The organism is Phyllobacterium sp. LjRoot231, from assembly GCF_964253365.1.
Taxonomy (GTDB): Bacteria; Pseudomonadota; Alphaproteobacteria; order Rhizobiales; family Rhizobiaceae; genus Phyllobacterium.
This window is the reverse complement of sequence record NZ_CAXUQT020000005.1, coordinates 194533-216940: the sequence shown is the minus strand read 5'-3', so window position 1 is coordinate 216940 and position 22408 is coordinate 194533. Positions and strand designations below refer to the sequence as shown.

Here is a 22408-nt window from a genome sequence, read left to right as displayed (position 1 = left end):
CAGCTTTCAGACGCGTTATTTCACACCCAACAGTTTCAAGGACGAGACAAAATGACAGGCAGGCTTGAAGGAAAAACGGCAGTCGTTACGGCTGCCGGACAAGGCATGGGGCGTGCCGCTGTCCAGGCGCTTTCACGCGAAGGTGCAAAAGTGATAGCGACCGACCTCGATCAGGCCAAACTGGATACGCTCGATAACGTCGCCGGGGTCAGCATCCGCCGGCTCGACGTACTCGATCCCGCCGCCATAACCGGTTTTGCCGCTGAAACAGTGGCACCCGATATTCTGTTCAATTGCGCCGGGTATGTCCATCACGGCGCCATCCTCTATTGCGACGAGGATGCCTTTGATTTTTCCATCAGTCTCAATATCCGTGCCATGTACCGGATGATCCGTGCCTTCCTTCCCGGCATGATCGACCGCGGCGGCGGCTCCATCATCAACATGGCATCGGTTGCTTCGACGGTGATCGCTGCGCCCAACCGCTTCATCTACGGCACGACCAAGGCTGCCGTCATCGGACTGACAAAATCGGTTGCGCTTGACTATGTCGGCAAAGGCATCCGGGCGAATGCCATCTGTCCTGGAACAGTCGACAGCCCGTCACTGCACGATCGCATGCGGGCATTGGGTGACTATGAAACGGCACGCGCCGCCTTCATCGCGCGGCAGCCCATGGGTCGCCTTGGCACCGCCGAAGAGGTAGCCGAGCTCGTCATCTTCCTTGCCAGCGCAGAGTCCGCTTTCATGACTGGCAATGCCATTGTTGTCGATGGCGGCTGGTCAAACGCCTGAACGGCGCAACTGTTCATGGCTCGAGAGAATTCGAAGCGCGGCACTGGCCGCGCCATAGCCATTGTCAATGTTACAAACGACCAGACCGGGAGCGCAACTGGCAAGCATGGCGTTGAGCGCGGTGCGTCCCGCTTCGGCAGCACCATAGCCGACCGACGTCGGAACGCAGATAATGGTGCTGGGGACCAGTCCGCCAAGCACGCTTGCCAGGGCGGCATCCATTCCGGCCACCGCAATGACGATTGGATGTGTTCGTATCTCCTCCAATCGTTCGGTCAGGCGCCAGAGACCCGCGACGCCTACATCGGCAATCACGGTCGCCTCGACGCCAGCGTGACGGAGCGTTCGCTCTGCTTCCCGCGCAACCCCGATGTCTGAGGTCCCGGCAGCGACGATTGCTATGGCCCCTCGTGAGATGATTGGCTTTAGGGGACCGAAAAACCCGGTGCTTGAAACCGCGCAATAGTCAATCGCATCACGGTTCGCGGCGGGAAGGCCTTCCAGCTTTTCCGCCGCAAGCCGTGTCAGCAGCAACCCGGCAGCGCGCGCTTTCGCCAGTTCGAGTATGGCCGCAATCTGCTCTACGGATTTCCCGACGCAGAAGATCGCCTCATCCAGGCCGATGCGATCGGTTCGATCGAAATCAAGCACAGTTTCCATTGTCATGATGTGCCTGTTCGCAGGAAGGCACTGCCATTCCGGTACGGCGCGAAGGCAAGGGTTCTGCCGGCCAGATTGAGAGGCAGCAACGACATGATCGATGACTCCAGCAATGTGCTGTCAGCCACAGTCAGCGACTGCAGGCTTGCTGCATCGAGTTCGACAACGACTCCACTGCTGCGAACCCGGCAACGCACTGTTCGCGGCTGGAGCTTCTGGGCAAGGAATGTTTCCACCGCATGGATGAAACCCAGTGTTTCCGGTTCGATCCGGATAGAGGTTTCCACACGGCTGGACAGGCAAGGTGAAGAGGGAAGCTCGGCGACATCGCCAAGTCCGAGTTCGCGCGCGAGTTGACGGACATCGTCCTTGAACATTCCAGCTTCGACGTAAGGGTGCCGCACCCCATGGTCACGCGCCGCATCGAGTCCCGGACGATATTCGCCCAGATCATCGACATTGGCGCCGGACACGATCTGCCGGCTCGAGTACCGGGCGATCGTGCCGTAGAGATTGCCCTTGCAGAAAAAACAGCGGTTGACGGGATTGCTCCGGTAATTGTCATCGGCGAATTCGCCCGCATCTACTACCTGAAGATCCCAGTTTTCCCGGCCTGCCCAATCCCGCACCCTTTGCGTGGCTTCGGGCGGCACTGCGGGCGAAGCAGCGTGAACCATATTCACACCGTTACGTCCGCTCAGGCGATGTGAAACAGCTGCGAGCGTCATTGAATCGACCCCGCCACTCACAGCAACCGTCAGCGGACCTGCTCCGACAAGTATGTCTTCAAGCCTCTTCCTCACGATTGCTTTCCTGTCTTTGCTGCAGCTTCCGCCTCTTGTCTGCGTCTTTGCCTCTCCGCTGCACTGGCCGTATTACCGATATCGCTAGCCTCCGCTTTCGCGGTGTGCCCCCCCGGACGCTTGACCAGTTTGACATGCATGGGCCCAGACTCCGCATCTGTCTCGACGATTTCGCGCGGCAAGATCATACGGTCCACAATAGCGTGACGAATACCGATTGTCGTGGTTTCGTCAAAGGCCAGGGCCGCGACCTGCGTGACCGCATCGGGCCTTGCCAGAATGCGCACGCCGGTCATCATCCGGCCCTTTTTGCCGAAGACAGGCATCTGGATCACATCGAGCACATCGTTATGCGCTCGCAGATTATCTATCCCCTGGGCGAGATCCTCGCCGGTCTGGTCATCGATTTCAAACTCCAGAACCGCGACCCGATCACTCCCGGCAACACTTGCTGCAAGGGACTCGAAACAAAGCACGCGCACGCAGTTGCTTAGTCCCGGCAATTTGCGCGTGCCAAAGCCAAAACCCGATGCGACAAGTTGCCGGGGTTGCGGCGATATCGTCTCCTGCTTGCAAAGATAGCGCAGGATCGCCGCCCCGGTGGGTGTCACCCGTTCCCCGGGAATCCCATCGTCTATGGTTGGCATGCCTTCAAGCAACAGGGCCGTTGCCGGTGCCGGAACTGGTAGAATGCCGTGTGCTGTGCGCACTCTGCCTGAACCGAGTGGAGCGGCGCTCGAAGTCCAGCGGGTCGCATTCAACTGCGCGATTAAATAGGCGGTCGCCACGATATCGGCGATTGAATCCCATGCGCCGACTTCGTGAAACTCGACGGCATCGGCGGCCGTGCCGTGTACGCGTGCTTCCGCATCTGCCAAGAGCGAGAATATGCCGATGGCGTGGCGGATTGTTTCTGCGTCAAGCGACGAAGCTGACAACGCCGCCCGAATATCGCGCCATGCCGTATGGTTATGGTGTTCGTGATCGTAAGTTGTATCCGAACCGGACCGTTCGACCAGAAAACGGCGGCCGGCCAAAATGCCATCATCATGGCTGACTATCTTGCACGAAACACCCTCCAGCAATGGTGCATATGACAGAGCATTTGTCAGTCCTGCTTCCAGATCGGGCCGCAGATCAAGGATGGCGGCAACAAACATGTCACCTGCAATGCCGCCAACAAGATCGAGATGCAGTTCCATGAAATTCGAATTCCTGTCAATCGGCAGATGATGCCGGGCCGGTCAGCGATACACCATTGAGACCTGCTACGACATCGGACAATGCAGGCACGAACTCCTCGCCATGTCCAGTTGCTACCGCGGTCGCGAAGGAATTGCGCACAGCGGCGCCGATGGGATTGGCGATCGAGGCCGCCTGCGCGAAGGAGGCGAGATAAGACATGTCCTTGAGCGCGTTGACCATGGCAAATCGTTGCGCGTTCTCATTGCGGTTGAGTACGAATTCGAAGAAGGCCTGATAGAACCCGCAATCCATCCGGCTACCGCGTATGACGCTGTCGAAAACCTGAGGCGTCAACCCCGCCTTCGCACCAAGTGCAAGCGCCTCTGAATAGATTGTGGCATAGCCCATCGAAAGGAAGTTGTTGAGAAGCTTCATCGTGTGGCCGCTGCCCGTCGGTCCCGTGTGGATGATGCGCGCGGCGAACGCCTCGAGGATTGGCCTTGCCCGCGCCACCATTTCTGAAGATCCGCCTATCATGATGTCAAGCGCCCTTCCGCTGCTTCTTTCGGCGTGCGGGCAAGCGGTGCATCGACCAGAATACTGCCCTGCGCCTCCAATTCCGTTGCCAATTGCGCGGTTATTGCGGGATTGGACGTTGAGCAATCGATGATAAACAGCTCTTTACCCGCTGCAAGCAATCCGTCCGCGCCCTTAAGAACCTGTTCGACCTGGGGCGAACCCGTAACGCAGAGTATGACGACATCCGAGGCAAGCGCGAGTTCCCTCGGCGTCGCAGCCTCTGTCGCGCCGTTCTTGACCAACCGCTCCAGTGCCTCACGGCTGCGATGTGCGAAAACAGTCAGCGGCCAACCCTTGGCAAGCAGGTTAGTGGCCATGCCCGACCCCATATTGCCCAGTCCAATGAAGCCGACCCTGTCTTTCATGCTGTCCTCCCAAGGTTGGTGATCGTGTGGACCACGCCCGTTTTGCTTTTTTCCGTTCGTTGCGATAGCAACATTGTCATAAAATCTTGCAATGCGATTCCCAAAGAAGGTCGTGCCAGACGATGAAGGAGACGGAGACCGCACTTTTCAACACGATCCAGCAGACGCCCAATCTGCGCAGTGGATTGGTGGATGCGCTGATTGCCCAGATCGAATCGGGCGATCTTGCTCCTGGTCAGCGTCTGCCGACCGAACAGGCGATCATGACGGCGACCGGTGTCAGCCGCACAGTTGTGCGCGAGGCTCTGGCTTCGCTCCGCGCCAAAGGTCTCATCACTACCAGGCAAGGTCTTGGAGCGTTTGTTTCCGACGATCCGACGCCCAGATCCTTTTCCATCATACCGACGGACCTTGAATCGATCGATGACGTGCTCCGTATCCTCGAACTGCGGATGGGTATCGAGGTCGAGGCTGCGGGACTTGCTGCGCAGCGTCGCACGCAAGACGATGTGGAGCGGATGGCGTCGAGACTTGATGCTCTTGAGAAATCCATCCAGGCGGGTAGTCCGGGTGCTGAAGAGGATTTCGCCTTCCACCGGGCTATTCTTGTTGCAACCCAGAACTCCTACTATGCCCGGCTGTTCGACACCTTCGGCAGCGCCATGGTCCCGCGCCAATGGGTCAGGTTCGACACGATGGACGCTGCGGAACGGCAGAAACACATTGCCCGCATGCAGCGCGAACATCGCGCGATCCTGTCGGCGATCCGCGACCAGGATGAACGCGCTGCTCAAAAAGCCGTTCGCACGCATCTGACCAAAAGCTCCGCCCGCTTCGTCGAGCTGCGTGACCGCGCGCGAAGAGGCGGCAGCTGAACTGTCAGGCGGCGAAACGCGGAACGACATAGGGGCCCTCCGGTATGATCGCGACAGCTGTATCGCCGCTCTGGGCGATGCTTCTTTCGATCGCCTTGCCAATATCGTCAATCATGTGAACGCCTGTTAGCGTCCGGTCATCACCGGACAATCCGGTGGTATAGAGTTCGACACGCCCGAGCCGCATTGGCTTCAACTGCATCTCGGTTTGCCACTCGTCGATTTCAGCAAGGTTTTTCGCGGTAAGTGTGGCAAGAAAGCGCTGGGGTCCGAGATCGACAAGACGTGTCTGAGCCTCGCGAAACTCGGTTGAGCCAAAACCTTCCGAACATTCGGACGCGATGATGAGTGTGCCGCCGGGTTCAAGTATATCGAGCGGTGTAACCATGCCCTTGATCGTCTGGTAGTAGGTCTTGTCGAGCGGATAGCCGGCCGACGACGTAACGATGGTCGAAAACTTTCGCGGCGACGCAATCTGCGTAACTTCACCGACAAAGGCTACGGCCGCCGCATGGCTCGCGATGATCTCACCAAAGGTGACGCACACCAGATCGCGATCTTCATCAAGGACTGTGTTGAGTCCATAAACATCGCCAAGCATCCGGACGATTTCCAGTTGCTCTTCGTGCAGCGGATTGCCGATCAGATTGCACTGGACCGCGAGCGGATCTTCCATGAAACGGGCCGAATGGAACGTGCGGATCGTCTCATGATGGGCAACACCCGGCGCAATTACCTTTCGCCCGCCCGACCAGCCGGCCATGAAATGCGGTTCGACAAGACCGGTCGCAATGCGCAGGTCGGCTTCCACGAACCGCCGGTCCAGCTTGACCGGAGTTCCCCGCGTCGCCGTCGGCCCGAGGTCGATATGATCTTCCTCGTTGCGGGCATAGTGATTTTCCACCCGCACGTTTTCGAGCACCCAGGGATCGCCGACAAGCTCGGCAAGCTCGTCACCGAGGTTGGGCCTGTGCAAGCCGGTGGCAATGAGAACGACGATCTTGTCACGGGGAACCCCCGCTTCGATCATGGTTTCGATCATCGGGCGCAGAAACAGCCGATTTGGTACCGGGCGCGTGATATCACAGATGAGAATGCAGGCACTTTTGCGTCCGCGCGCAAGTTCGGCCAGCGGCGGCGATCCGATCGACTCATTCAGCGCCGAGGTAATGGCGCCTGCCTGATCGGCGATTTTCGGCAAGGCTTGCTTACGAATAATCGTCGGTCTCGCAATCTCCGGCAGCCTTAAGGACAGGTGGCCGCGACCGAAAGATATGGAGATTGTCTCGCTTGTCATTTACCTACCCCGCAACGCCGCCAAGATAAAGCTCGCGCATCAATGACATATCTCGGAGTTCCGCGATCGGCCCTGATGTAGCAATGCGTCCGTTCTGCATCAGATACCCCCGGCTTGCAACCGAAAGTGCGAGTCCTGCATTCTGTTCAACCAGCAAAACCGAAGCGCCGAAGCGTTCGCCGATACCGAGGATGATCCCCGGATTTCTTTGACCAGCAGCGGTGAAAGACCAAGCGACGGTTCGTCGAGCAGCAGGATGCGCGGCCGTGCCATGTGACCGCGTGCGATTGCCAGCATCTGCTGCTGGCCGCCACTCAGGGTCTTGTCGCCGACCTTGATGCCGCCCTCGTCATTGATTTCCTTGACCGCAAGACCGACGCCCGCAGGCAGCGTGTGACCGGCGGAAACGAATGCTCCCGACTCTGCGGTGACCACGCCGATCTTGATTGTATCTGCCGCATCCTGGGCCAGCGCCGGGTATGCCACTGCGCCGAGGAACAGCGCCACAACAGCGCCCCTCAATAGAACCGATTTCATGATACAGATCCTCCCGATCCATACTTTGCAATCTTACCGGGTTGTCGTACAACCATGTTCTCTGTTAATCCTGCAATCGTGAATTGTCAAGTCGCCGAAGTGAGTCACGACAAGGAGGACTGTGAATCAGTCGGGCTTGGCCTTTTTCAGAATCGAACTAGACTGGTCTCACCAAGGGAGGCCGTGGTGCAGAACAAACCCAAATTGGCGATGGTCAGAATTCGAGGGAAAGTCCAAGGCGTCAGCTTTCGCGTCTGGACGCGCATGGAGGCGAGGAAACTCGCGCTTACCGGATGGGTACGCAATGAGGATGACGGGTCCGTCGCTGCCTTGATTGCCGGGACCGAAGACGCGGTGTCCGAGATGCTACAGAATTTTTGGCAAGGTCCGCCCGGAGCACACGTCTCCAGTGTCACGAGCGAAGATATCGGAACCGGCGAAGCGCCCGACAGGTTCGATATTGTAACTTAGATGTCGTGGCAGCGGCCAGCCACTTAGGCCGCGTGAGACCAGCTGGCGGGAATGATGCCTGAATCGATGGCTCGCCCTGCATAATATTTCCAGAGCTTCGCCACGTGCCTGTCGCGGTTGAACGTCCTGCCAAAGTCCTCGAGTTCGCCTTGTGTCAATGGCTCGACCTCTCCAAGGCCATGCGCCGTGTAAGGGGCCTTTGCATTCTCGACGAAATGCACGGAATCGATCAGCAGATGTTTGACCGACTCGGCAACGATCACCTGTCCATGGGCCCTGATCTGCAGCGCCTGGTGCTGCCCCAGCGCCTCCGCCAGTGCCCGTCCAAGTGTGGCATCGCTCACATGACTTGGATCGGGGTGAACAGGTATACCGCTCGCCCAGCGGATCGCATGGTTCTTAACGGGCAGCAGCGGCTTGTGCTTGACTATGGTGAATGTCGTGGCGAGATCATCGTGGAAATGGGCGACAGCCTGAACGTCCTGCCGGGCCCGAAATATTTCCGTGTGGAGGTAAACTTCGGCCGGGGCGCGAATACCTTCGGGACCGGAGACCACAGTGCCATCGAGATCGCAGATCAACAGGTCGTCAGGTCGCAGCGAAGCACGGCTTTGATCGAATGACTGGATCAACAAGTGCTGACCATCAGGCAGGCGAGCGCTCACATGGCCGCTATAGCCAAGAATGTCGAGATTGTTCAGGATAAGTGTGCAGGCAGCGACTTCTTCGCGCAACCTCTGCTCGACGGTTCCAAATTGGGGTTGCTGATTGATGGTCATTCAAAGCTCCTGGCACTGAAAGGTCATGCGCATCATTCGAAGAGCATGCCGCGGTATAGAGGTATGGAAAGAATCATCTCGAAGCTGAGCCAAAGAAAGAGCGCGATCGAAGCTGCGATCAGGATGCTGAACTTCACGCTCTTCCGGCCCTCGACGATCATGTAGGATGCGACGTAGGCAGGCACGGAAGGCAGGATCCCGACAATCATGACGCCGGCCGTGAATGCGGCAACCCAGCCGACTGCCAGCAGTTCCTTGTGCCCGGAAGGGTGAGATTCGCCTTCCTCGTCTTCCGCCTTGGGGACACCCGGCAGCCCGCTCGCAGGATTGAGATAGCGGCGGACCAAATCTCCGGTCGAAGTCGATGTTCGCGAAAGGATATCCAGCGCAATCAGCACGAGCAGCGCATAGCCGACGAGAAGCGGAACTTCGCGCGAAGCCGGCGGATACCCATAGGCCGCAATGATGAACACCAGCGTGACGGCGAGAAAGACCAGCGGAGGCGCAAAATTCTGGGCAAATGCAGAAAAACTCTTTCGCGGAACACTCATGATACCTCCTCGACTGAATTTCGCCGCTGCATGAGTGTGCGGATCATTGGATAGGTCAAAGCCATGACGATCAGGGCAAACAGCAGCGCAGAAATCGGCCGTGTGACGAAGATCGACCAGCTGCCGCTCGAAATCATCATGGCCTGGGCGAAACTGCGCTCGGCGAGTTCTCCCAGTACCAATGCAATAACCAGCGGCAACCGCGGATAGTCGAAACGAATAAGTAGATAACCGATTACGCCGAAGACGAAGGCCAGCACGATATCGCCAGGCAGTGAATCATTGGCGTAGGCGCCGACGAACGAGATCGCGATGACGGAGGGTACGAGGATATGCGCATCGAGACGTGTGATCATCGCCAGAGGCCGCACCAACATCAGCCCGATCACCGATGCCAGAATGGATGACAGCGTAAGCGTCAAGATAAGGCCATAGATCTCCGCCTCGTGATGCAGGATCATCGTCGGTCCGGGTTCCATTCCATGCAGCACGAGCACGCCGAGTAGCACCGCCATCTCCGCTGTGCCGGGAATACCGAACGCCAACGTCGGGATGAGGTTGCCGCCGTCCTTGGCGTTGTTGGCAGCCTCTGGTGCTATCACGCCTTCGATATTGCCTTTGCCGAAGCTTTCCGGATTTTTGGATGCCTGAACCGTGCTGAAATAGGCAAGGAAGGCCGCGACCGTGCCACCGACGCCAGGAATGGCCCCAACCAGCGTCCCGATCAGCGAACCGCGCAGGAGCGTTTTCCAATATTTGAACGAGGCCCACACGCCGTCGAGCGTCCCCGTCAGGCCCACCTGCCCCTTATCCCGCGCGATCGAGCCGCCCTTGGCCGACAGTTCGATCATCTCGGGAAAGGCGAACAGACCGATCATTGCGGGTGCCAGCGGGATGCCTTCCCACAAATGCTCGATGCCGAAAGTGAACCGTGTTCCGCCATTCACGTTGTCGAAGCCGATAAACGCAAAGAGCAACCCGATGCCGCCGACGATCATAGCACGCAGCATCCGTCCCGGCGCACAGGCCGCGATCGTCACCAGTCCCAAAGTAGCAAGGAGGAAGAATTCGGACGGACCAAAAGCGAGCACGATTTTCTTGGATATCGGAATAACCAGCAACAGCGTGAACACGCCGATCACACCGCCAACAGAAGAGGCGCTCGCGGAGGCCCCGAGGGCAAGTCCCGCCTTGCCTTGCTGGGCGAGCGGATAGCCATCGAGACACGTCGCCGCGTTGGGGGCGCCGCCCGGCAGATTGATGAGGATCGACGTGACAGATCCGCCGAAGGATACGGCGCCCATCAGCCCCCCGGCCAGCGACAATGCCGAGTATGGATCGAGACCCACGGTCATCGGGCCAAACACCGCCAGCGCCGTGGTGCCGCCCATGCCAGGGACGACACCAACGACAAGCCCGATCAACATTCCGATCGTGAGGAACAGGAGCGACTGGAATGTAAATACGTTGCCAGCAGCGGTTAACGCGACATCAAGCATAGATCTTCCTCGAACCAGATTTACAGCCTAGTTTGCGGGCCCTAGAAACTGGCTATAACGCTCGTAGAAGTTGAACTGCCCTTCCAGAATTCCTTTGGCAGCTGCGGCATCGCCCGGCTCCACGGCAATCCCGCTCTGCTGCGACCATGCTGCCATGGCCGGATCCTGCATTGCCGCCATCAGGCTGTCCGAAAGGGTTTTCGCTATGTCGGGTGGCAGATCTGGCGGGCCCGCTACGAGACGCCCAACTGACAGTTTTGACAGATCTGGCTGCCCCATCTCGATCGCGTTCTGGGCGCCGGCTACCGATGACTTTTCTTCAAAAGTTCCAATGATCCGCAATTCCCCGGATTCGACGAATTTTTCCATGACTGGAAGCGGACCAATCACAGCGTCTCCATCGCCGCGGATAACAGCAAGCACATAGTCATTGCTGCCTTTGTACCCCGAGATTATTTCACGTTTGATGCGGAGCATGTCGGTCGCGATCATCGTGGCGGAATAGGCTGTGGACGATGGACCGGAAGCGGTGAACTTCACCGGGCGCCCAAGCGCTTTCAAATCCGCAACCGTTTTGTAAGGCGAAGCTGTGGGCACGCCGACGCCATAACCGTCCTGGCCGAAACTGCCTAGCCACGTCATCTTCTTGAGATCGTACTGCAAATCGCTATCGCCGCGTATCTGTGGAACCAGCATGCCCGGTATATTGAAGATGCCGATCGTATAACCATCGGGCCGTGCCCGATAGACCTGCGCGGCACCGCGTGCGCCACCAGCAGCCGGGATGTTGGTTGGCACGATGTTGACGGACTGCGGCAGGTGACGCTCCAGGATCGGAGCAACCGCCCGGACATAGGTGTCGAAACCACCGCCCGGGCTGACCGGTATGACGAATTCGATATTCTTGGCTGGAAAATCCGCAGCCATTGCCACGGAGGCAGTCACCATGCCAATGCAGGTGATAAGTGCCGCAAGCAGCTTAGTCATCAAGTCTCTCCTCCCGTATCCTCCGGTTCGGAACGTCACATCGTGACAGACCCCTGACAAGAACAAATTTTAGCTGTCTGCCCGATAGAAATTCGCTTACAAGCTCCCGCTTGCAGATCAACGTCAGGCGATGTGCACACCATAGAGCGTCGCGAGTTGGTTACTGCCTTGCCAGACCATGTCGAGCGCGACGTAAACGATGATCGCCAGCCCGATCCAACCGATCCATTTGTATTTGTTGAGGAGTTTTGCGACGAATGACGATGCAAGGCCCATCAGGAGTACCGACAGGATCAGTCCGAAGATCAACGCGTGCATGTTCTCCTTGGCCGCACCGGCTACCGCCAGGACATTGTCGAGAGACATGGAAACATCGGCAAGGACGATCTGAAAAATGGCCTGCCGGAACATTTTCGGTTTGATTACGAGCGCGCCGCTGCCATCAGCGGTGGCAAGGTGGCCTTCATAATCATCGTCCCCGGACGCACGCAATTCCTGCAGCATTGTCCAGCAGATCCACAAGAGCAGCAACCCACCGGCGAGCGTGATGCCGGTGATCGCAAGAAGCTGGACAGCCGCTACCGCGAAAACGATTCGGATCACCGCGGCTGCGGCAATGCCAGTTGCAATGGCCTTGCCGCGAAGATCGTTGGCAAGACCTGCCGCTGCCATGGCGATCACGATGACATTGTCTCCCGAAAGGAGAACATTGATCATGATCACTTCGAAATAGGCAGCGATGGTACCTTGATCTAAATGGAACGGCATCGTTTCGTATTCTCGCTATAGTTGTAGGTAAATCTCATCACAGTCAGGGAAACCCTCAGCCTGATACAAGCGCTAACTGGCGACGTTTGACTTCTCATAATCCTGCATGAGCGTTTTCAACTTGGTCTCGAGGATGGCCAGGAACGCGCGTACCTTTTTTGGTACGAACCGACTCTTGGGATAAAATGCCTTGATTACCCGATCGGAAACCACGTCTCCGTCAAAGATCGGGGCCAGGTGCCCGGACTGGATTTCTGCAGCAACACTATAGAGCGGCAACCGCACAATGCCGGCGCCCTCAAGTGCCGCGAGCAGGACCGCCCCCTCAAGGTTGGAATGAAACGTTCCATCGACGGGAACGCCGACTTCCTCACCATCGAATTTGATATGCCATGTCTTGGGGTCTCGCTTCTGCGTCATATGGACGAGACAATTGTGGTTTTGAAGGTCTCGCGGTTGGATGGGCATTCCATAACGGGCAAAATAACCTGGTGCTGCGCAGATGGCATAGGGAGCCGGGCCGAGCTTGCGTTCGAAAAGACCGCTATGAAAAGATTCGTCGTCGTCGAATTGACGGCTCCCGACAACGACGTCCACCCCTCTCTCCATCAGGCTCACCGAACTGACACTGACGGTCAGTTCCACCTTCACGGCCGGGTATTCGGTATTGAAATCGATGATCGCCGGGACGACCAGGCCCTGCCCTACCCCCGGTGTGGTATGTATCCGCAAACTTCCAATCAACTCGCTGCTAAGCCCGCTGGCGTCTGCTTTGGCTGCATCAAGTTCCGCGAGTATCCGGACGCAATGTTCGAACAGCACACTGCCGGCGTCGGTGAGAAACACCTTGTGCGTCGAGCGATGCAGCAATGTGAGCGCAAGCGCATTTTCGAGTTGGGTAACATGTTTGCTCATATAGGACGGCGACTTCGCAAACATCTTTGCAGCTGCAGTGAAACTGCCATGTTGTACAACACGTGTGAATATGACGATGTCATTGAGATCAAGCCGATCGAAACTCGATCGAGCGTTGCCGGCTAACTGGTTTATTTCCGGGGCCTTTACCATTAGCTACCAAGCGCCGCAGATCACGAAAAAAGCAGCGATTTTATAACAACAGGTATGACACCAGGCGGATCAATAAACTCGCCGAGATCGACGAAATCCAGATCCTTGAGTTGGACGCCATCGATGGAAACAAGATTAGTTCCGAGATCCAGTTCTTTCTCGAGAATGCGGCCGATCGTCTGCCCGACATCGCCGTCGATCACCAGCACCAGCAGTTCCTGGCGTTGACCTGCCGGCGCTGCAACCGTCTTGATGGCCGTAGCCATCGCCAGGAGGCGCTGATAGTCAGGCAACCCACTCCAAGAGAATGCGAGTGCCACCGGCGAAGACAAATCACGATCCTGGCGTTCGGCACTGGATTTGAAAGCCTTGGCTATCTCGCCAGAATTGATGGTTCCCGGCAAGGCCATGCCGAGGTGGATGACCGGCATGTTGTGGACCGGCAGTGCCTCCAAACCGCTGATGTAGAGCGTTTTACCGCTGACCTGAACGGTGAACTGCGATGCACCAATTACCGTCGCGCGAATGCGTTGCCCTGCATCTATGACAGGCACGTCGATGCGGGGGCTAAGCTGCGCCACAATTTCCTGTGCCAGATTTTTGGCGATGTCTCCGTGATCATCAGTTTCATAGCCGAAAATATACTCAGAGACCCCACCGGAAAACGTGATGTAAGTGGGAGCGACGGTACTATTCAAAGCATCGGTCAGCAGTAGTTTCTGACCGAGGTCGTCAAGCGGCATTCCCAGAATCTGGTCCACTGCAAGCGCAGCCAGCCGCTTTGTGATGGCTTGCCTCGCGGCTTCACCGGACAGTTCATTTCCCATAATGTCGATACCAAGCGACTGGGCAACAATCCTCGCTGACTCGTCGATACGGGACCATTTTCCATGCTGATCTTTCGCCAGCAACCGCCCCCCGACAGCAAAGGCAGCCACGCTGAGGATTTCGCCCTTGTCGATCAGAGCAAGTTTAGTCGTACCTCCACCGATATCGACGTGAAGGCCGCAGGCGTTCCGCTTCCTGGACAAGGCGGTCGCCCCGGATCCATGAGCAGCCAAGATGGATTCAAGTTTGTGACCCGCAGTCGCACAAACGAATTTTCCTGATTCACTGGCGAATATTTCATCGATCGCGCGGGCGTTCGTTCGCTTTATAGCCTCGCCCGTAAGAATGACCGCGCCTGAATCGACATCGGCCCGCTTGTAGCCGGCATCGTGATAGCAGTGATGGAAGAAGTGGCGAAGCTCATGGGCATCAATCGTACCGTCTGGCAGGAACGGCGTAAGGAGGATGGGCGATCGCCACAGAACAGTGCGTTCGACAACGACAAACCGGCTCGACAGATCATCCTTCTCCCGCTGCAGAACGATACGAGCAAAAAGCAGGTGCGAGGTGGAACTGCCGATATCGATACCAACGGTGAGAAGTTCGAGGTTTTCCTGCTCCCAGATCGATCTGGCAATTGCCAGCTGATCCGATTCGGACAGGTCCTCATGCTCGTGGTCGAGATCAAAATCGTGCACGCGGTTGCTCCTGTTATGCGATGCAAATTGCGGTGGAAGGCGTGCTCGTCAAGCACGACTTCCATCGACGAAAGCTAGATGGCCGGTCCAACCAGAATAGGAGTTTTGATGACACCGGTCAGCGAGTCTTTTGGCAACGCCATCACGGCGGCTTCATCAAATGTGTCGCCCATGGCGGAAGGCACACCCGTCTCCTTGAGCGCCTCCAGGAATTTGCGATGAACGCGCGGATCCTGATCCTCGTACTCGATCTGGCGTCCGCCGTCCTTGACGGATGTCGCGCCCTTGCCCTCGGCGCTTTTACGACGCAGCGAGATGAAGGGGTAACGGCGGCTTCCGAGGCTGCAAGCGACATAGCGCGCTGGCTCAGGGCCGGTATTGAAATGCTGATGGTACATCCAGAATGGCGGCGTATACATGAACCCGTGCTTCCACGGGAATTCCTTGAACTCTGATTCACCCTCGTACCAGAGCAGCGAATAGCCCGTGCCGTCGACCGCATGAACGTGCGTGCCAGCGGCATGGCGATGCGCCTTCTTATAACGCCCCACAGGCATCTGGGATACGTGCGCATGCATTGTACCATCGGCAAGCACGAAGTTGACGTTCAACGATCCCTTACCTCTTCCTTCGAATTCATAAAGCTTGAAGCTGGTGAGATCATGCACGAAATTGGTCTCCCAGACGTTCTGGATCTTGCGGGCTGATTCCGTTCCGTAAGAATAAAGCACACCCTCGCCTTCGAAATGCTTCGACTGCCCGGTTCTTTCGGGAAAGGCGAAATCGTTTTTGAAGATGAAATCCAGATTATGATAAAGATTTATGCTCAGCGGTGCATCGTTGGTACATGACAGACGTACTGGTTCACGGCCAGATCCATTGTGAATCTGATAAGTGCAATTGAGCGGTATCGCAAAGAGCGCCTTCGGACCCCATTCGAAGGTCCGGACTTCGCCATTTGGTAACCAGACCGTCGTCGAGCCGTAGCCGGCAAGCACGAAGAAGAATGCTTCATAGAGGTGTTTGACTGGACTTGTCTTGCGGCCGGGCAAAACCTCAATGACATAATTTGCCATGAAGTCGCCCATACCCACCGTGTGTGCAAAACAACCGCGAGCATCGTAACGATCCCATGGTCCTGTCTCGAGTTCGAGCAAGTCATGGCCGAAATTGAAATGGATAGGGATTCCCTCTCCAGTTGCCCAATCCTTGTAGGGATCTACAAGAAATTTCGAATTGTTCGGATCCTGAACCGCAACGGGTCCAGAACCAAGGGTCGCTTTTTCAGCACTGGTCGCCATAGAACTCACTCTCGATTTACGTTTCCATTCCTGATCGGGGAAGTATCTGTTTTTTGCGGAAGACTCGGTACCGCCGTTTCGGAAAAAGCATCTTCCCGTCAACCAACCCCGCCTTCTGACACGGATAATGGTCGCACCACCCTGCCGAGATAGCTTGCTTCAGGCCCATACAGCAGAGCTTTCACATCATCGGCGTGCAAGGTCTTGATGATCTGATCGACTTGTCCGGAAAGCGGCAACATCAGGCCACCCTTCTGGGCAAGATCCAGCGTCACATCCATATCCTTTTCCTGCCAGGTGAAGCGCGTGCTGTCCCACCTGCTGAGGGTGCCGTTGGTTCCCGGACATTGCAGCAGGACTTCGCGCATTCGCTGTGCGTCGATCCCATAACGCTTGGCGATTAGCAGCGTCTCGAAGTTGGCCACGCAATGCACCCAATGCAGGAGATTGTTGCAGGATTTGGCGATCTGACCCGCCCCACGCGGTCCAACATGAATGACATCGCGGCTGTAGGACATCAGCACTGGCCGGATGCGCTCGATATCCTGTTCCGAACCCCCGCACAGCGAAAGCAGTGTGCCCTCGCGCGCGCCGGACGCTCCGTAGACGACTGGCGCGTCAACGAGCCGCTTGCCCTTGGCTTCGATCTGCGGTCCCAGCTGTAGCATCGTCTCGGGGCTGATGGTGGCGGCAACGACGATGGTCGCTCCATCGGAGGCCCTGTCGGCCAGCTCTTCGGCAACATCGATGACTTGCTCGTCCGTTGCCACAACTAGAATGAACACATCCGTCGTTTGAGCAAGTGCGGCGAGGCTTTCCTTCGTTATGAGGCCGCGCTCGCGAGCCATTTCAAGCTTTTCGCGATTGACATCGAAAACTGCAACTTCGATGTCATCGTCGAGTATGTGGCCCGCCATCGCAAGGCCCATCTCTCCAACTCCCACCACTCCAACCTTCATGTCTGCCTCCAGATAAATCGATAGGGCATCGGTTCACCCTGCATGTTGCGTGATGATGTCCACGAGCGCTGGCACCCCGCTCTTGACCTGGGCTATAGCCCGATCGAGCGCGCTTGCAATGTCCTTGGCATCTTCGATCGGACCTTCCGCGTACCAGCCGAATCCGCGCGCGATCGTTGAAAAATCCGGAGCGGGATCCATGATATCCATGCCGATATAAGCGCGGTCAACGGGTGTTCCGCGCTGGCGCGCCACGGTGATCTGGTGCTCCCAATCATTGTAATAGGCGCGGTTGTTGTGCATCACACAGAGGAACGGAACTTTGTGTTTGGCTGCAAACCAAAGGGCGCCGACATCGAACAACAGATCGCCGTCGGTCTGGCAATCGACAACGAGACGTCCGGTGCCACGATGAGCCAGCGCCACGCCTGTGGCCATGCCGATCTGCGTTCCGGTTCCAAGCGCCTTTCCGGGCCAGCGATAGGAGCGGTCGAAATCCCAGAGCTTCAACGCCCAGTCCTCGAATGCGTTGGTCGTGAGAACCCAATCCTCATGCTGGATCTTGTTCCAGACTTCCGTGGCGAGCCGTGGCAGAGTAATCGGGCTTGCATCCCAATCGGCCTTTGCCTGTTCGCGCCATTTCGCACGCTGTGCGTCATGCATTTCAGCAACAGCCTGCCCGCGCTCCGTAATCTTCCGAGCAAGTTTCGCGTCGTCCTTGGCCCGCTTGCCAATGATCGATGTCAGTGCAGGCAGGGCGAGAGCGGTATCAGCCAGCACGCGCTGGGCGCATTCGGGGAAGCGCTGATAGTCGGTTGCCCATTTCGAGATCTCGATATCGGCGAACCCGATGTCGAGCCACTCGCAATGCTCCGGGAAAAGCGGCTTCAGCGTGCGATTTATACGGTCGTTCTCGTGTGTCGGACGCTCCCAATCCCGGCAGTCGAGCAGAGTAATCAGGTCGGCCTGTTTGAATACGTCCCGGTTCATCCGCATATCGAGTGGATGTTCGGGCGGAAAATTCAGCCGCCACTGCGTATCCGCAACCGGTGCGCCTAGCGTCTCCGCAAGGGCAACCATGTCCGAATAACCGTTCTTGTCACGACCGACGAACTGCGGAACGAGCACCGGCCAATCCGCTGCTACCAAGCGGTCGGCAGCTTCTTCAAGTGCAGCAGGATCCGGAGCGATCCGGCTCGGAGTTTTTGTGGATTTGAGCGAGGGCAGCGCAATCGGCTCGGAAAGCGGCGCTTCCTGCAGGGCGGCGTCGTAGCACATGTAGATCGGGCCTTGTGGCTCAGTCATCATGATGGAATAGGCCCGTGCAAAACTGTCGACAACGCCGCCCATGCCACCCGGCTGATAATCCCACTTTACGTAGTCGCGGATCTGCGTCCCTTGCACATTCGCCGTGTGAGCCCAATCGACCCGGGGCCGCCGCTTGCCCTCATCCATCGGTCCGGTGGCGCCGATAACGAAGACGGGCGCGCGATCCGTATAAGCGTAGTAGATGCCCATGGTGGCGTGCAGGAGACCAACGACATTGTGTACAATCACAGCTAATGGCTGACCCGATGCCTTGGCGTAGCCGTGCGCGATCTGAACTGCAATCTTCTCATGCTGGCAAAGCAGCATTGGCGGCTCATCGCCATTGTGGTTGACGAGTGAATCATGCAGCCCGCGATAACTGGCGCCAGGATTGAGCGTGATAAAGGGAAACCCATATTGCCTGATCAGGTCAGCAATAATATCGGATTGCCATCCAAGTCCGTCGTTCTGCGTCACTGACGTTGCCGGCGCTGAGCTATCCATCCTTAGTCCCTGTTCTGTTCGATCAAAAATTTGGGCGACCAGCGTGGTCCGGTCGCCCCATTTCGGCAGAAAGGTCTGCTATTCCGGCTTCAGCGAGTCTTTAAGGAACTGCACGATTTCCGGTGTCTGATCCATGGCCGTCTTGACAGAGTCGCCTACGGCATCGCCGATCAGCGGATCAAGCGGCAAGCCGAGCGTCTTGGCCTTGGCGATGAATTCGGGATCGGATGTTGCCGCGGCGTAGGCATCGCGCAATACCTTCAGGCGATCGGCTGGAATGCCTGCAGGTCCGGCCGTCAATCGGGAAATGTTGCTCTGCGATTCGACGAGTGCGATGGCCTTCTTGCCTTCCTCGTTCGTAACCATCGAGGATAGCTGCGGAACATCGGTCTCGGAGCCACCGATCTGGGCGATGAACTTGCCATTGCCGTCATCGACAAACTGCTGGAATGTCGAACGTGAGCCCACAATGCCTTGCACTTCCCCGCGACGCATTGCGAGCTGATCTTCGTTGCCATTGTAGCCGGTGATCACCTGAATTGGCAGATCGAGGGACTTGACCAGCATCGTTGTCTCGATCGTCGACGCGCTGCCAACACCGGCCGCGGCAAACTTTATCGGCTTCTTGAGGTTCTTCAGTTGATCGAAGCTCGTGATGCCGGAATCCTTGGAAACCACTATGACGCGCGGATCAGAGGATACCTTGCCGATCCAGGACATCTTGGTCAGGTCGAACTTTATACCCGGATCGCCGGTCAACTGACCGTAGATAAGGCCAGTGTTGAAGGTACCGAAGGTCAATCCGTCCGGTTCGGAAGCGTAGATGTAGTTGGTGCCGATGAGATGACCTGCACCGGGCATATTCTGCACAACAAAGGTCGATCCCGGCAGGCGTTTCTGCATGAACTCCGTGATGAGACGGCCGTTCGTATCGTAGCCGCCACCAGGGGCTGTCGCGACAATGTAGGTGACGGTTTTTCCCTTGTAGAAGTCGGCGGCATCGTCCGCCAACGCTATCCCGGACCCGAGCCCGGCGACTATGGCGGCACCAAAAGCTGCCGCGCGAATTGACTGCTTAATCATTCTTTTCCCTCCCAATTGAACTGCCTTGTTTCGGCAGAAATCGTCTACTGTCTTACAAAAGCGACGGCTCGGTTCCGTTGTTGAGCCAAACCGTCCGTGGCGGACCACCTCCCGTGGCTCGTTCTCTCAGCTGATTTCAAATCCGAAGCTGCGCAGGATGACCGGTGTCACGAAACCATGGTGAAGCTGGACATGCAGCACCAAGCCGAACATCAGATAAAGGACCAACGTCGCGGCAGCGGCCAGGAACAACGCGAATTTCCAGCTTGCTTCTGCCTCGCGGCGCAAGAACATCAGCAGCATCACAGGCACGCTCACATAGAAGCCGAAGACGAGAACCGCCGCGATAAAGCCGACAAAGTAAGCCCACATCGTCAGTTCGCGCGACACGGTGTGCGGACCGAACTCAGGCTCTTCCTCGGGTACCAGATTGGCCGGAACGCCCGCCTTTGATGCCGGTTGGAAGCTTTCGGCCAATTGACTGCCGGGTGCGCGCAACAGGTCCATGCCGAGTTGCAGCAGACACAGCCCAATTCCCGGTATGCCAACCACGAATGGCATGAACCGTGCGTTGGGCGGGAACTGGGTGGCCATAGCTACCATCGTGCCGAAAATCGCAAGCATGACAAAGGTGAGCCAAGTGCTGAAGCTGAGTTTCATAGGTTCACTCCAACGCTTGAATTCGCGCGATGCGGCCGGAAATTGCGATAGAACGCGTAGACCATCAGTCCAACGATCATGGTGATCAGGACAAGCGAAATAGGCCGCAGGAAGAAGCTGTAACCCCAGAGCTGCAGCGCCTGATTGAGTGATGCTTCCGCTTTGCCTCCAAGAACCAGACCGATCACGAAAGGAGACCGTGGCCAGCCAGCGCGAAGGAATCCGTAACCAATCGCGCTGAACAGTACGAGGACGATCAGGTTTTGCCACTGGTAGTCACTGACGAAGCAGCCGAGTGACACGAAGACGAGAATGAACGGCACCAGATAGCGGCCATTTACAAAGGTGAGAACAGCGACCCAGCGACAGACGACGAGCAGGATGCTGACCGCAATCAGATTGCCGACGACCAGTGCCCAAATCAGTGTCCAGACGAGGTCAAGGTGTTGCGTGACCATCGTCGCACCCGGCTGAATGCCGAGAATGAGGAATGCTCCGAGCAGCACAGCCATTCCAGAACTACCTGGGATGCCGAAGAAAAGGGTTGGGAGCAGCGAACCGCCCTCCTTGCCGTTGCTCGCGGTCTCCGGCGCAATAACACCTTCGATAGCTCCTTTGCCGAAACGCTCCGGCGTCTTCGAGCTTTGCACCGCATGGCCATAGCAAAGCCAGGCAGCAGTCGAACCGCCAAGTCCGGGGATCATGCCTATCACGGCACCGATGACCGAGGTACGCAGGACGAGCCACCAATGGCGCGGCACTTCCATCACGCCCGAAAGCAATTGCTGATAGTTGAAACCCTTGTCCATCGGCACCGCGGAAATGGCACCGCCTTTCGTACTGAGGGCGATCATTTCTGGCACAGCGAAAAGGGCGAGTACGGCGGTGACGAGACTGACGCCATCCCAGAGGAACAGCATATCGCCCGCATAGCGCGGGGTACCAGTGATCGGATCCATGCCGATGGTCGACAACATCAAGCCGTAGAAGCCGACGATCAGACCCTTGACGATCTTCTTGCCGCTCGAGAGAAACGCGATGAAGCTTATGCCAAGCAACGCAATCAGAAAGAACTCGGCCGGACTGAACATAAGAATGACAGGCTCGAGAACCGGTATCATGATGGCGAATACGATCGCTCCAATGATGCCACCAACACCGGAAGCGGTAATGCTGGCGCCAAGCGCCCGCGCGGCCTGTCCTTGCTTGGCAAGCGGGTATCCATCAAGTGTAGTGGCCGCATCATCGCCGTCGCCGGGGATACCGAACATGATACTGGATATCTGGCCGCTCGTGCCGTTAACGGCGTGCATCGTCAGCAGGAACACCGCTCCCGAAACCTTGTCCATGCCGTATACAAACGGAATGGCCATTGCGATGGAAAGCTTCCCGCCAATACCGGGCGTGACACCGACCAGCAATCCGAAGATCACGGCGATCAGCATGAGGCCCATGATGTGGGGCGAGCTCACAAGGCCGTAGAGCGCGGCAAACATGGTCTCGATCATTACAGTATCAATCCTCCCATCCAACGGAACAGCAATCTTGGATTGCGATCCATCGTGCAATCGCCGCTAAACTCCTCCACGAGCACGGCGCATGCACAATTGTTGCGCTGGCTAAAACGGCAGCGACCCCGCAATTAGGGGTAAACCAAGTCATTTTGTCCAAAGCAAAATATTACGCTTAGTCCAGTTGTTTTTGTGCGGGCTGACACTGCGAGGCCGTTGACGCGTCTGTCGCCATCTCCTGGCAAATAAGGGAAAATCGGAGTGCACTAAGTTTTCCTTAGTTGGCCGTTAAGGCGAAATAGCGTGGACTTCCTACAGGTTCGGCGCAAAGTTTTTA

21 protein-coding genes and 1 pseudogene are annotated in these 22408 nt (G+C 57.2%); 3 read left to right on the top strand and 19 right to left on the bottom strand.

Annotated elements, in window-relative coordinates; genetic code table 11:
- The first annotated feature begins 51 nt into the window (after positions 1-51).
- Positions 52-795 carry an SDR family oxidoreductase gene (locus tag ACSQ3H_RS31895; protein WP_436121037.1) on the top strand — a complete coding sequence of 248 codons (744 nt, stop codon included), beginning with the start codon at positions 52-54 and terminating at the stop codon, positions 793-795.
- Here the strand turns inward: ACSQ3H_RS31895 and larB are convergent.
- From larB to ACSQ3H_RS31875, 4 genes and pseudogenes are all read right to left on the bottom strand, one after another.
- The gene (larB, locus tag ACSQ3H_RS31890; protein ID WP_436121036.1) at positions 784-1461 is read right to left on the bottom strand and encodes a nickel pincer cofactor biosynthesis protein LarB; all 678 of its coding nucleotides are present in this window, start codon (positions 1459-1461) and stop codon (positions 784-786) included. The two genes, ACSQ3H_RS31895 and larB, sit on opposite strands and share 12 nt — an antisense overlap.
- Entirely contained in the window at positions 1458-2261 is an 804-nt protein-coding gene (locus ACSQ3H_RS31885; protein WP_436121116.1) for an adenine nucleotide alpha hydrolase, read from the bottom strand. Before ACSQ3H_RS31885 ends, larB begins: the two co-directional genes overlap by 4 nt.
- On the bottom strand, positions 2255-3460 hold the full coding sequence (locus ACSQ3H_RS31880; RefSeq protein WP_436121035.1) for a LarC family nickel insertion protein: 1206 nt from the start codon (positions 3458-3460) through the stop codon (positions 2255-2257). Before ACSQ3H_RS31880 ends, ACSQ3H_RS31885 begins: the two co-directional genes overlap by 7 nt.
- Before the next feature lie 16 nt (positions 3461-3476).
- Positions 3477-4387, bottom strand: a pseudogene (locus ACSQ3H_RS31875) (NAD(P)-dependent oxidoreductase).
- Positions 4388-4509: 122 nt separating this feature from the next.
- Here ACSQ3H_RS31875 and ACSQ3H_RS31870 point away from each other — a divergent pair.
- Positions 4510-5262: a FadR/GntR family transcriptional regulator gene (locus ACSQ3H_RS31870; RefSeq protein ID WP_436121034.1), complete on the top strand. Its 753-nt coding sequence runs from the start codon at positions 4510-4512 to the stop codon at positions 5260-5262.
- Positions 5263-5266: 4 nt separating this feature from the next.
- Here the strand turns inward: ACSQ3H_RS31870 and larA are convergent, their stop codons facing one another.
- Both larA and ACSQ3H_RS31860 read right to left on the bottom strand, forming a co-directional pair.
- Positions 5267-6559 carry a nickel-dependent lactate racemase gene (larA, locus tag ACSQ3H_RS31865; protein WP_436121033.1) on the bottom strand — a complete coding sequence of 431 codons (1293 nt, stop codon included), beginning with the start codon at positions 6557-6559 and terminating at the stop codon, positions 5267-5269.
- A 99-nt stretch (positions 6560-6658) separates the two neighbouring features.
- Entirely contained in the window at positions 6659-7096 is a 438-nt protein-coding gene (locus tag ACSQ3H_RS31860) for an ATP-binding cassette domain-containing protein (RefSeq protein WP_436121032.1), read from the bottom strand.
- A gap of 186 nt (positions 7097-7282) precedes the next feature.
- On the opposite strand from ACSQ3H_RS31860, the gene ACSQ3H_RS31855 reads away from it, so the two are divergent.
- Positions 7283-7567 carry an acylphosphatase gene (locus ACSQ3H_RS31855; RefSeq protein ID WP_436121031.1) on the top strand — a complete coding sequence of 95 codons (285 nt, stop codon included), beginning with the start codon at positions 7283-7285 and terminating at the stop codon, positions 7565-7567.
- A 23-nt stretch (positions 7568-7590) separates the two neighbouring features.
- Here the strand turns inward: ACSQ3H_RS31855 and ACSQ3H_RS31850 are convergent, their stop codons facing one another.
- From ACSQ3H_RS31850 to ACSQ3H_RS31790, 13 genes are all read right to left on the bottom strand, one after another.
- Positions 7591-8346, bottom strand: a complete 756-nt coding sequence (locus ACSQ3H_RS31850) for a class II aldolase/adducin family protein (protein WP_436121030.1) — start codon at positions 8344-8346, stop codon at positions 7591-7593.
- Positions 8347-8378: 32 nt separating this feature from the next.
- The gene (locus ACSQ3H_RS31845; protein WP_436121029.1) at positions 8379-8897 is read right to left on the bottom strand and encodes a tripartite tricarboxylate transporter TctB family protein; all 519 of its coding nucleotides are present in this window, start codon (positions 8895-8897) and stop codon (positions 8379-8381) included.
- On the bottom strand, positions 8894-10396 hold the full coding sequence (locus ACSQ3H_RS31840; protein ID WP_436121028.1) for a tripartite tricarboxylate transporter permease: 1503 nt from the start codon (positions 10394-10396) through the stop codon (positions 8894-8896). The genes ACSQ3H_RS31845 and ACSQ3H_RS31840 overlap by 4 nt, the downstream gene beginning before the upstream one ends.
- A gap of 27 nt (positions 10397-10423) precedes the next feature.
- Positions 10424-11383, bottom strand: coding sequence for a Bug family tripartite tricarboxylate transporter substrate binding protein (locus ACSQ3H_RS31835; RefSeq protein WP_436121027.1), 960 nt, complete (start codon positions 11381-11383; stop codon positions 10424-10426).
- A 123-nt stretch (positions 11384-11506) separates the two neighbouring features.
- Positions 11507-12151 carry a YjbE family putative metal transport protein gene (locus ACSQ3H_RS31830; RefSeq protein ID WP_436121026.1) on the bottom strand — a complete coding sequence of 215 codons (645 nt, stop codon included), beginning with the start codon at positions 12149-12151 and terminating at the stop codon, positions 11507-11509.
- 72 nt (positions 12152-12223) lie between these two features.
- Positions 12224-13219, bottom strand: a complete 996-nt coding sequence (locus ACSQ3H_RS31825) for a LysR substrate-binding domain-containing protein (RefSeq protein ID WP_436121025.1) — start codon at positions 13217-13219, stop codon at positions 12224-12226.
- Between the two features lie 20 nt (positions 13220-13239).
- Positions 13240-14745 (bottom strand): ethanolamine ammonia-lyase reactivating factor EutA, encoded by a 1506-nt coding sequence (locus tag ACSQ3H_RS31820; protein WP_436121024.1) that lies wholly within the window; start codon positions 14743-14745, stop codon positions 13240-13242.
- A 74-nt stretch (positions 14746-14819) separates the two neighbouring features.
- Positions 14820-16046: a hypothetical protein gene (locus tag ACSQ3H_RS31815; protein WP_436121023.1), complete on the bottom strand. Its 1227-nt coding sequence runs from the start codon at positions 16044-16046 to the stop codon at positions 14820-14822.
- A 98-nt stretch (positions 16047-16144) separates the two neighbouring features.
- Entirely contained in the window at positions 16145-17005 is an 861-nt protein-coding gene (locus tag ACSQ3H_RS31810) for an NAD(P)-dependent oxidoreductase (RefSeq protein WP_436121022.1), read from the bottom strand.
- Positions 17006-17038: 33 nt separating this feature from the next.
- Positions 17039-18817, bottom strand: a complete 1779-nt coding sequence (locus ACSQ3H_RS31805) for a thiamine pyrophosphate-binding protein (RefSeq protein WP_436121021.1) — start codon at positions 18815-18817, stop codon at positions 17039-17041.
- 78 nt (positions 18818-18895) lie between these two features.
- Entirely contained in the window at positions 18896-19900 is a 1005-nt protein-coding gene (locus tag ACSQ3H_RS31800) for a Bug family tripartite tricarboxylate transporter substrate binding protein (RefSeq protein WP_436121020.1), read from the bottom strand.
- 126 nt (positions 19901-20026) lie between these two features.
- On the bottom strand, positions 20027-20560 hold the full coding sequence (locus tag ACSQ3H_RS31795) for a tripartite tricarboxylate transporter TctB family protein (protein ID WP_436121019.1): 534 nt from the start codon (positions 20558-20560) through the stop codon (positions 20027-20029).
- Positions 20557-22068, bottom strand: a complete 1512-nt coding sequence (locus tag ACSQ3H_RS31790) for a tripartite tricarboxylate transporter permease (protein WP_436121018.1) — start codon at positions 22066-22068, stop codon at positions 20557-20559. The genes ACSQ3H_RS31795 and ACSQ3H_RS31790 overlap by 4 nt, the downstream gene beginning before the upstream one ends.
- Between the last annotated feature and the right edge of the window lie 340 nt (positions 22069-22408).

What these genes read in the sequence shown, in the direction of transcription:
- ACSQ3H_RS31895 (WP_436121037.1), top strand. Translation starts at nt 52, where the DNA reads ATGACAGGCAGGCTTGAAGGAAAAACGGCAGTCGTTACGGCTGCCGGA.
- larB (WP_436121036.1), bottom strand. Translation starts at nt 1,461, where the DNA reads ATGACAATGGAAACTGTGCTTGATTTCGATCGAACCGATCGCATCGGC.
- ACSQ3H_RS31880 (WP_436121035.1), bottom strand. Translation starts at nt 3,460, where the DNA reads ATGGAACTGCATCTCGATCTTGTTGGCGGCATTGCAGGTGACATGTTT.
- ACSQ3H_RS31870 (WP_436121034.1), top strand. Translation starts at nt 4,510, where the DNA reads ATGAAGGAGACGGAGACCGCACTTTTCAACACGATCCAGCAGACGCCC.
- larA (WP_436121033.1), bottom strand. Translation starts at nt 6,559, where the DNA reads ATGACAAGCGAGACAATCTCCATATCTTTCGGTCGCGGCCACCTGTCC.
- ACSQ3H_RS31860 (WP_436121032.1), bottom strand. Translation starts at nt 7,096, where the DNA reads ATGAAATCGGTTCTATTGAGGGGCGCTGTTGTGGCGCTGTTCCTCGGC.
- ACSQ3H_RS31850 (WP_436121030.1), bottom strand. Translation starts at nt 8,346, where the DNA reads ATGACCATCAATCAGCAACCCCAATTTGGAACCGTCGAGCAGAGGTTG.
- ACSQ3H_RS31845 (WP_436121029.1), bottom strand. Translation starts at nt 8,897, where the DNA reads ATGAGTGTTCCGCGAAAGAGTTTTTCTGCATTTGCCCAGAATTTTGCG.
- ACSQ3H_RS31840 (WP_436121028.1), bottom strand. Translation starts at nt 10,396, where the DNA reads ATGCTTGATGTCGCGTTAACCGCTGCTGGCAACGTATTTACATTCCAG.
- ACSQ3H_RS31835 (WP_436121027.1), bottom strand. Translation starts at nt 11,383, where the DNA reads ATGACTAAGCTGCTTGCGGCACTTATCACCTGCATTGGCATGGTGACT.
- ACSQ3H_RS31830 (WP_436121026.1), bottom strand. Translation starts at nt 12,151, where the DNA reads ATGCCGTTCCATTTAGATCAAGGTACCATCGCTGCCTATTTCGAAGTG.
- ACSQ3H_RS31825 (WP_436121025.1), bottom strand. Translation starts at nt 13,219, where the DNA reads ATGGTAAAGGCCCCGGAAATAAACCAGTTAGCCGGCAACGCTCGATCG.
- ACSQ3H_RS31815 (WP_436121023.1), bottom strand. Translation starts at nt 16,046, where the DNA reads ATGGCGACCAGTGCTGAAAAAGCGACCCTTGGTTCTGGACCCGTTGCG.
- ACSQ3H_RS31810 (WP_436121022.1), bottom strand. Translation starts at nt 17,005, where the DNA reads ATGAAGGTTGGAGTGGTGGGAGTTGGAGAGATGGGCCTTGCGATGGCG.
- ACSQ3H_RS31805 (WP_436121021.1), bottom strand. Translation starts at nt 18,817, where the DNA reads ATGGATAGCTCAGCGCCGGCAACGTCAGTGACGCAGAACGACGGACTT.
- ACSQ3H_RS31800 (WP_436121020.1), bottom strand. Translation starts at nt 19,900, where the DNA reads ATGATTAAGCAGTCAATTCGCGCGGCAGCTTTTGGTGCCGCCATAGTC.
- ACSQ3H_RS31795 (WP_436121019.1), bottom strand. Translation starts at nt 20,560, where the DNA reads ATGAAACTCAGCTTCAGCACTTGGCTCACCTTTGTCATGCTTGCGATT.
- ACSQ3H_RS31790 (WP_436121018.1), bottom strand. Translation starts at nt 22,068, where the DNA reads ATGATCGAGACCATGTTTGCCGCGCTCTACGGCCTTGTGAGCTCGCCC.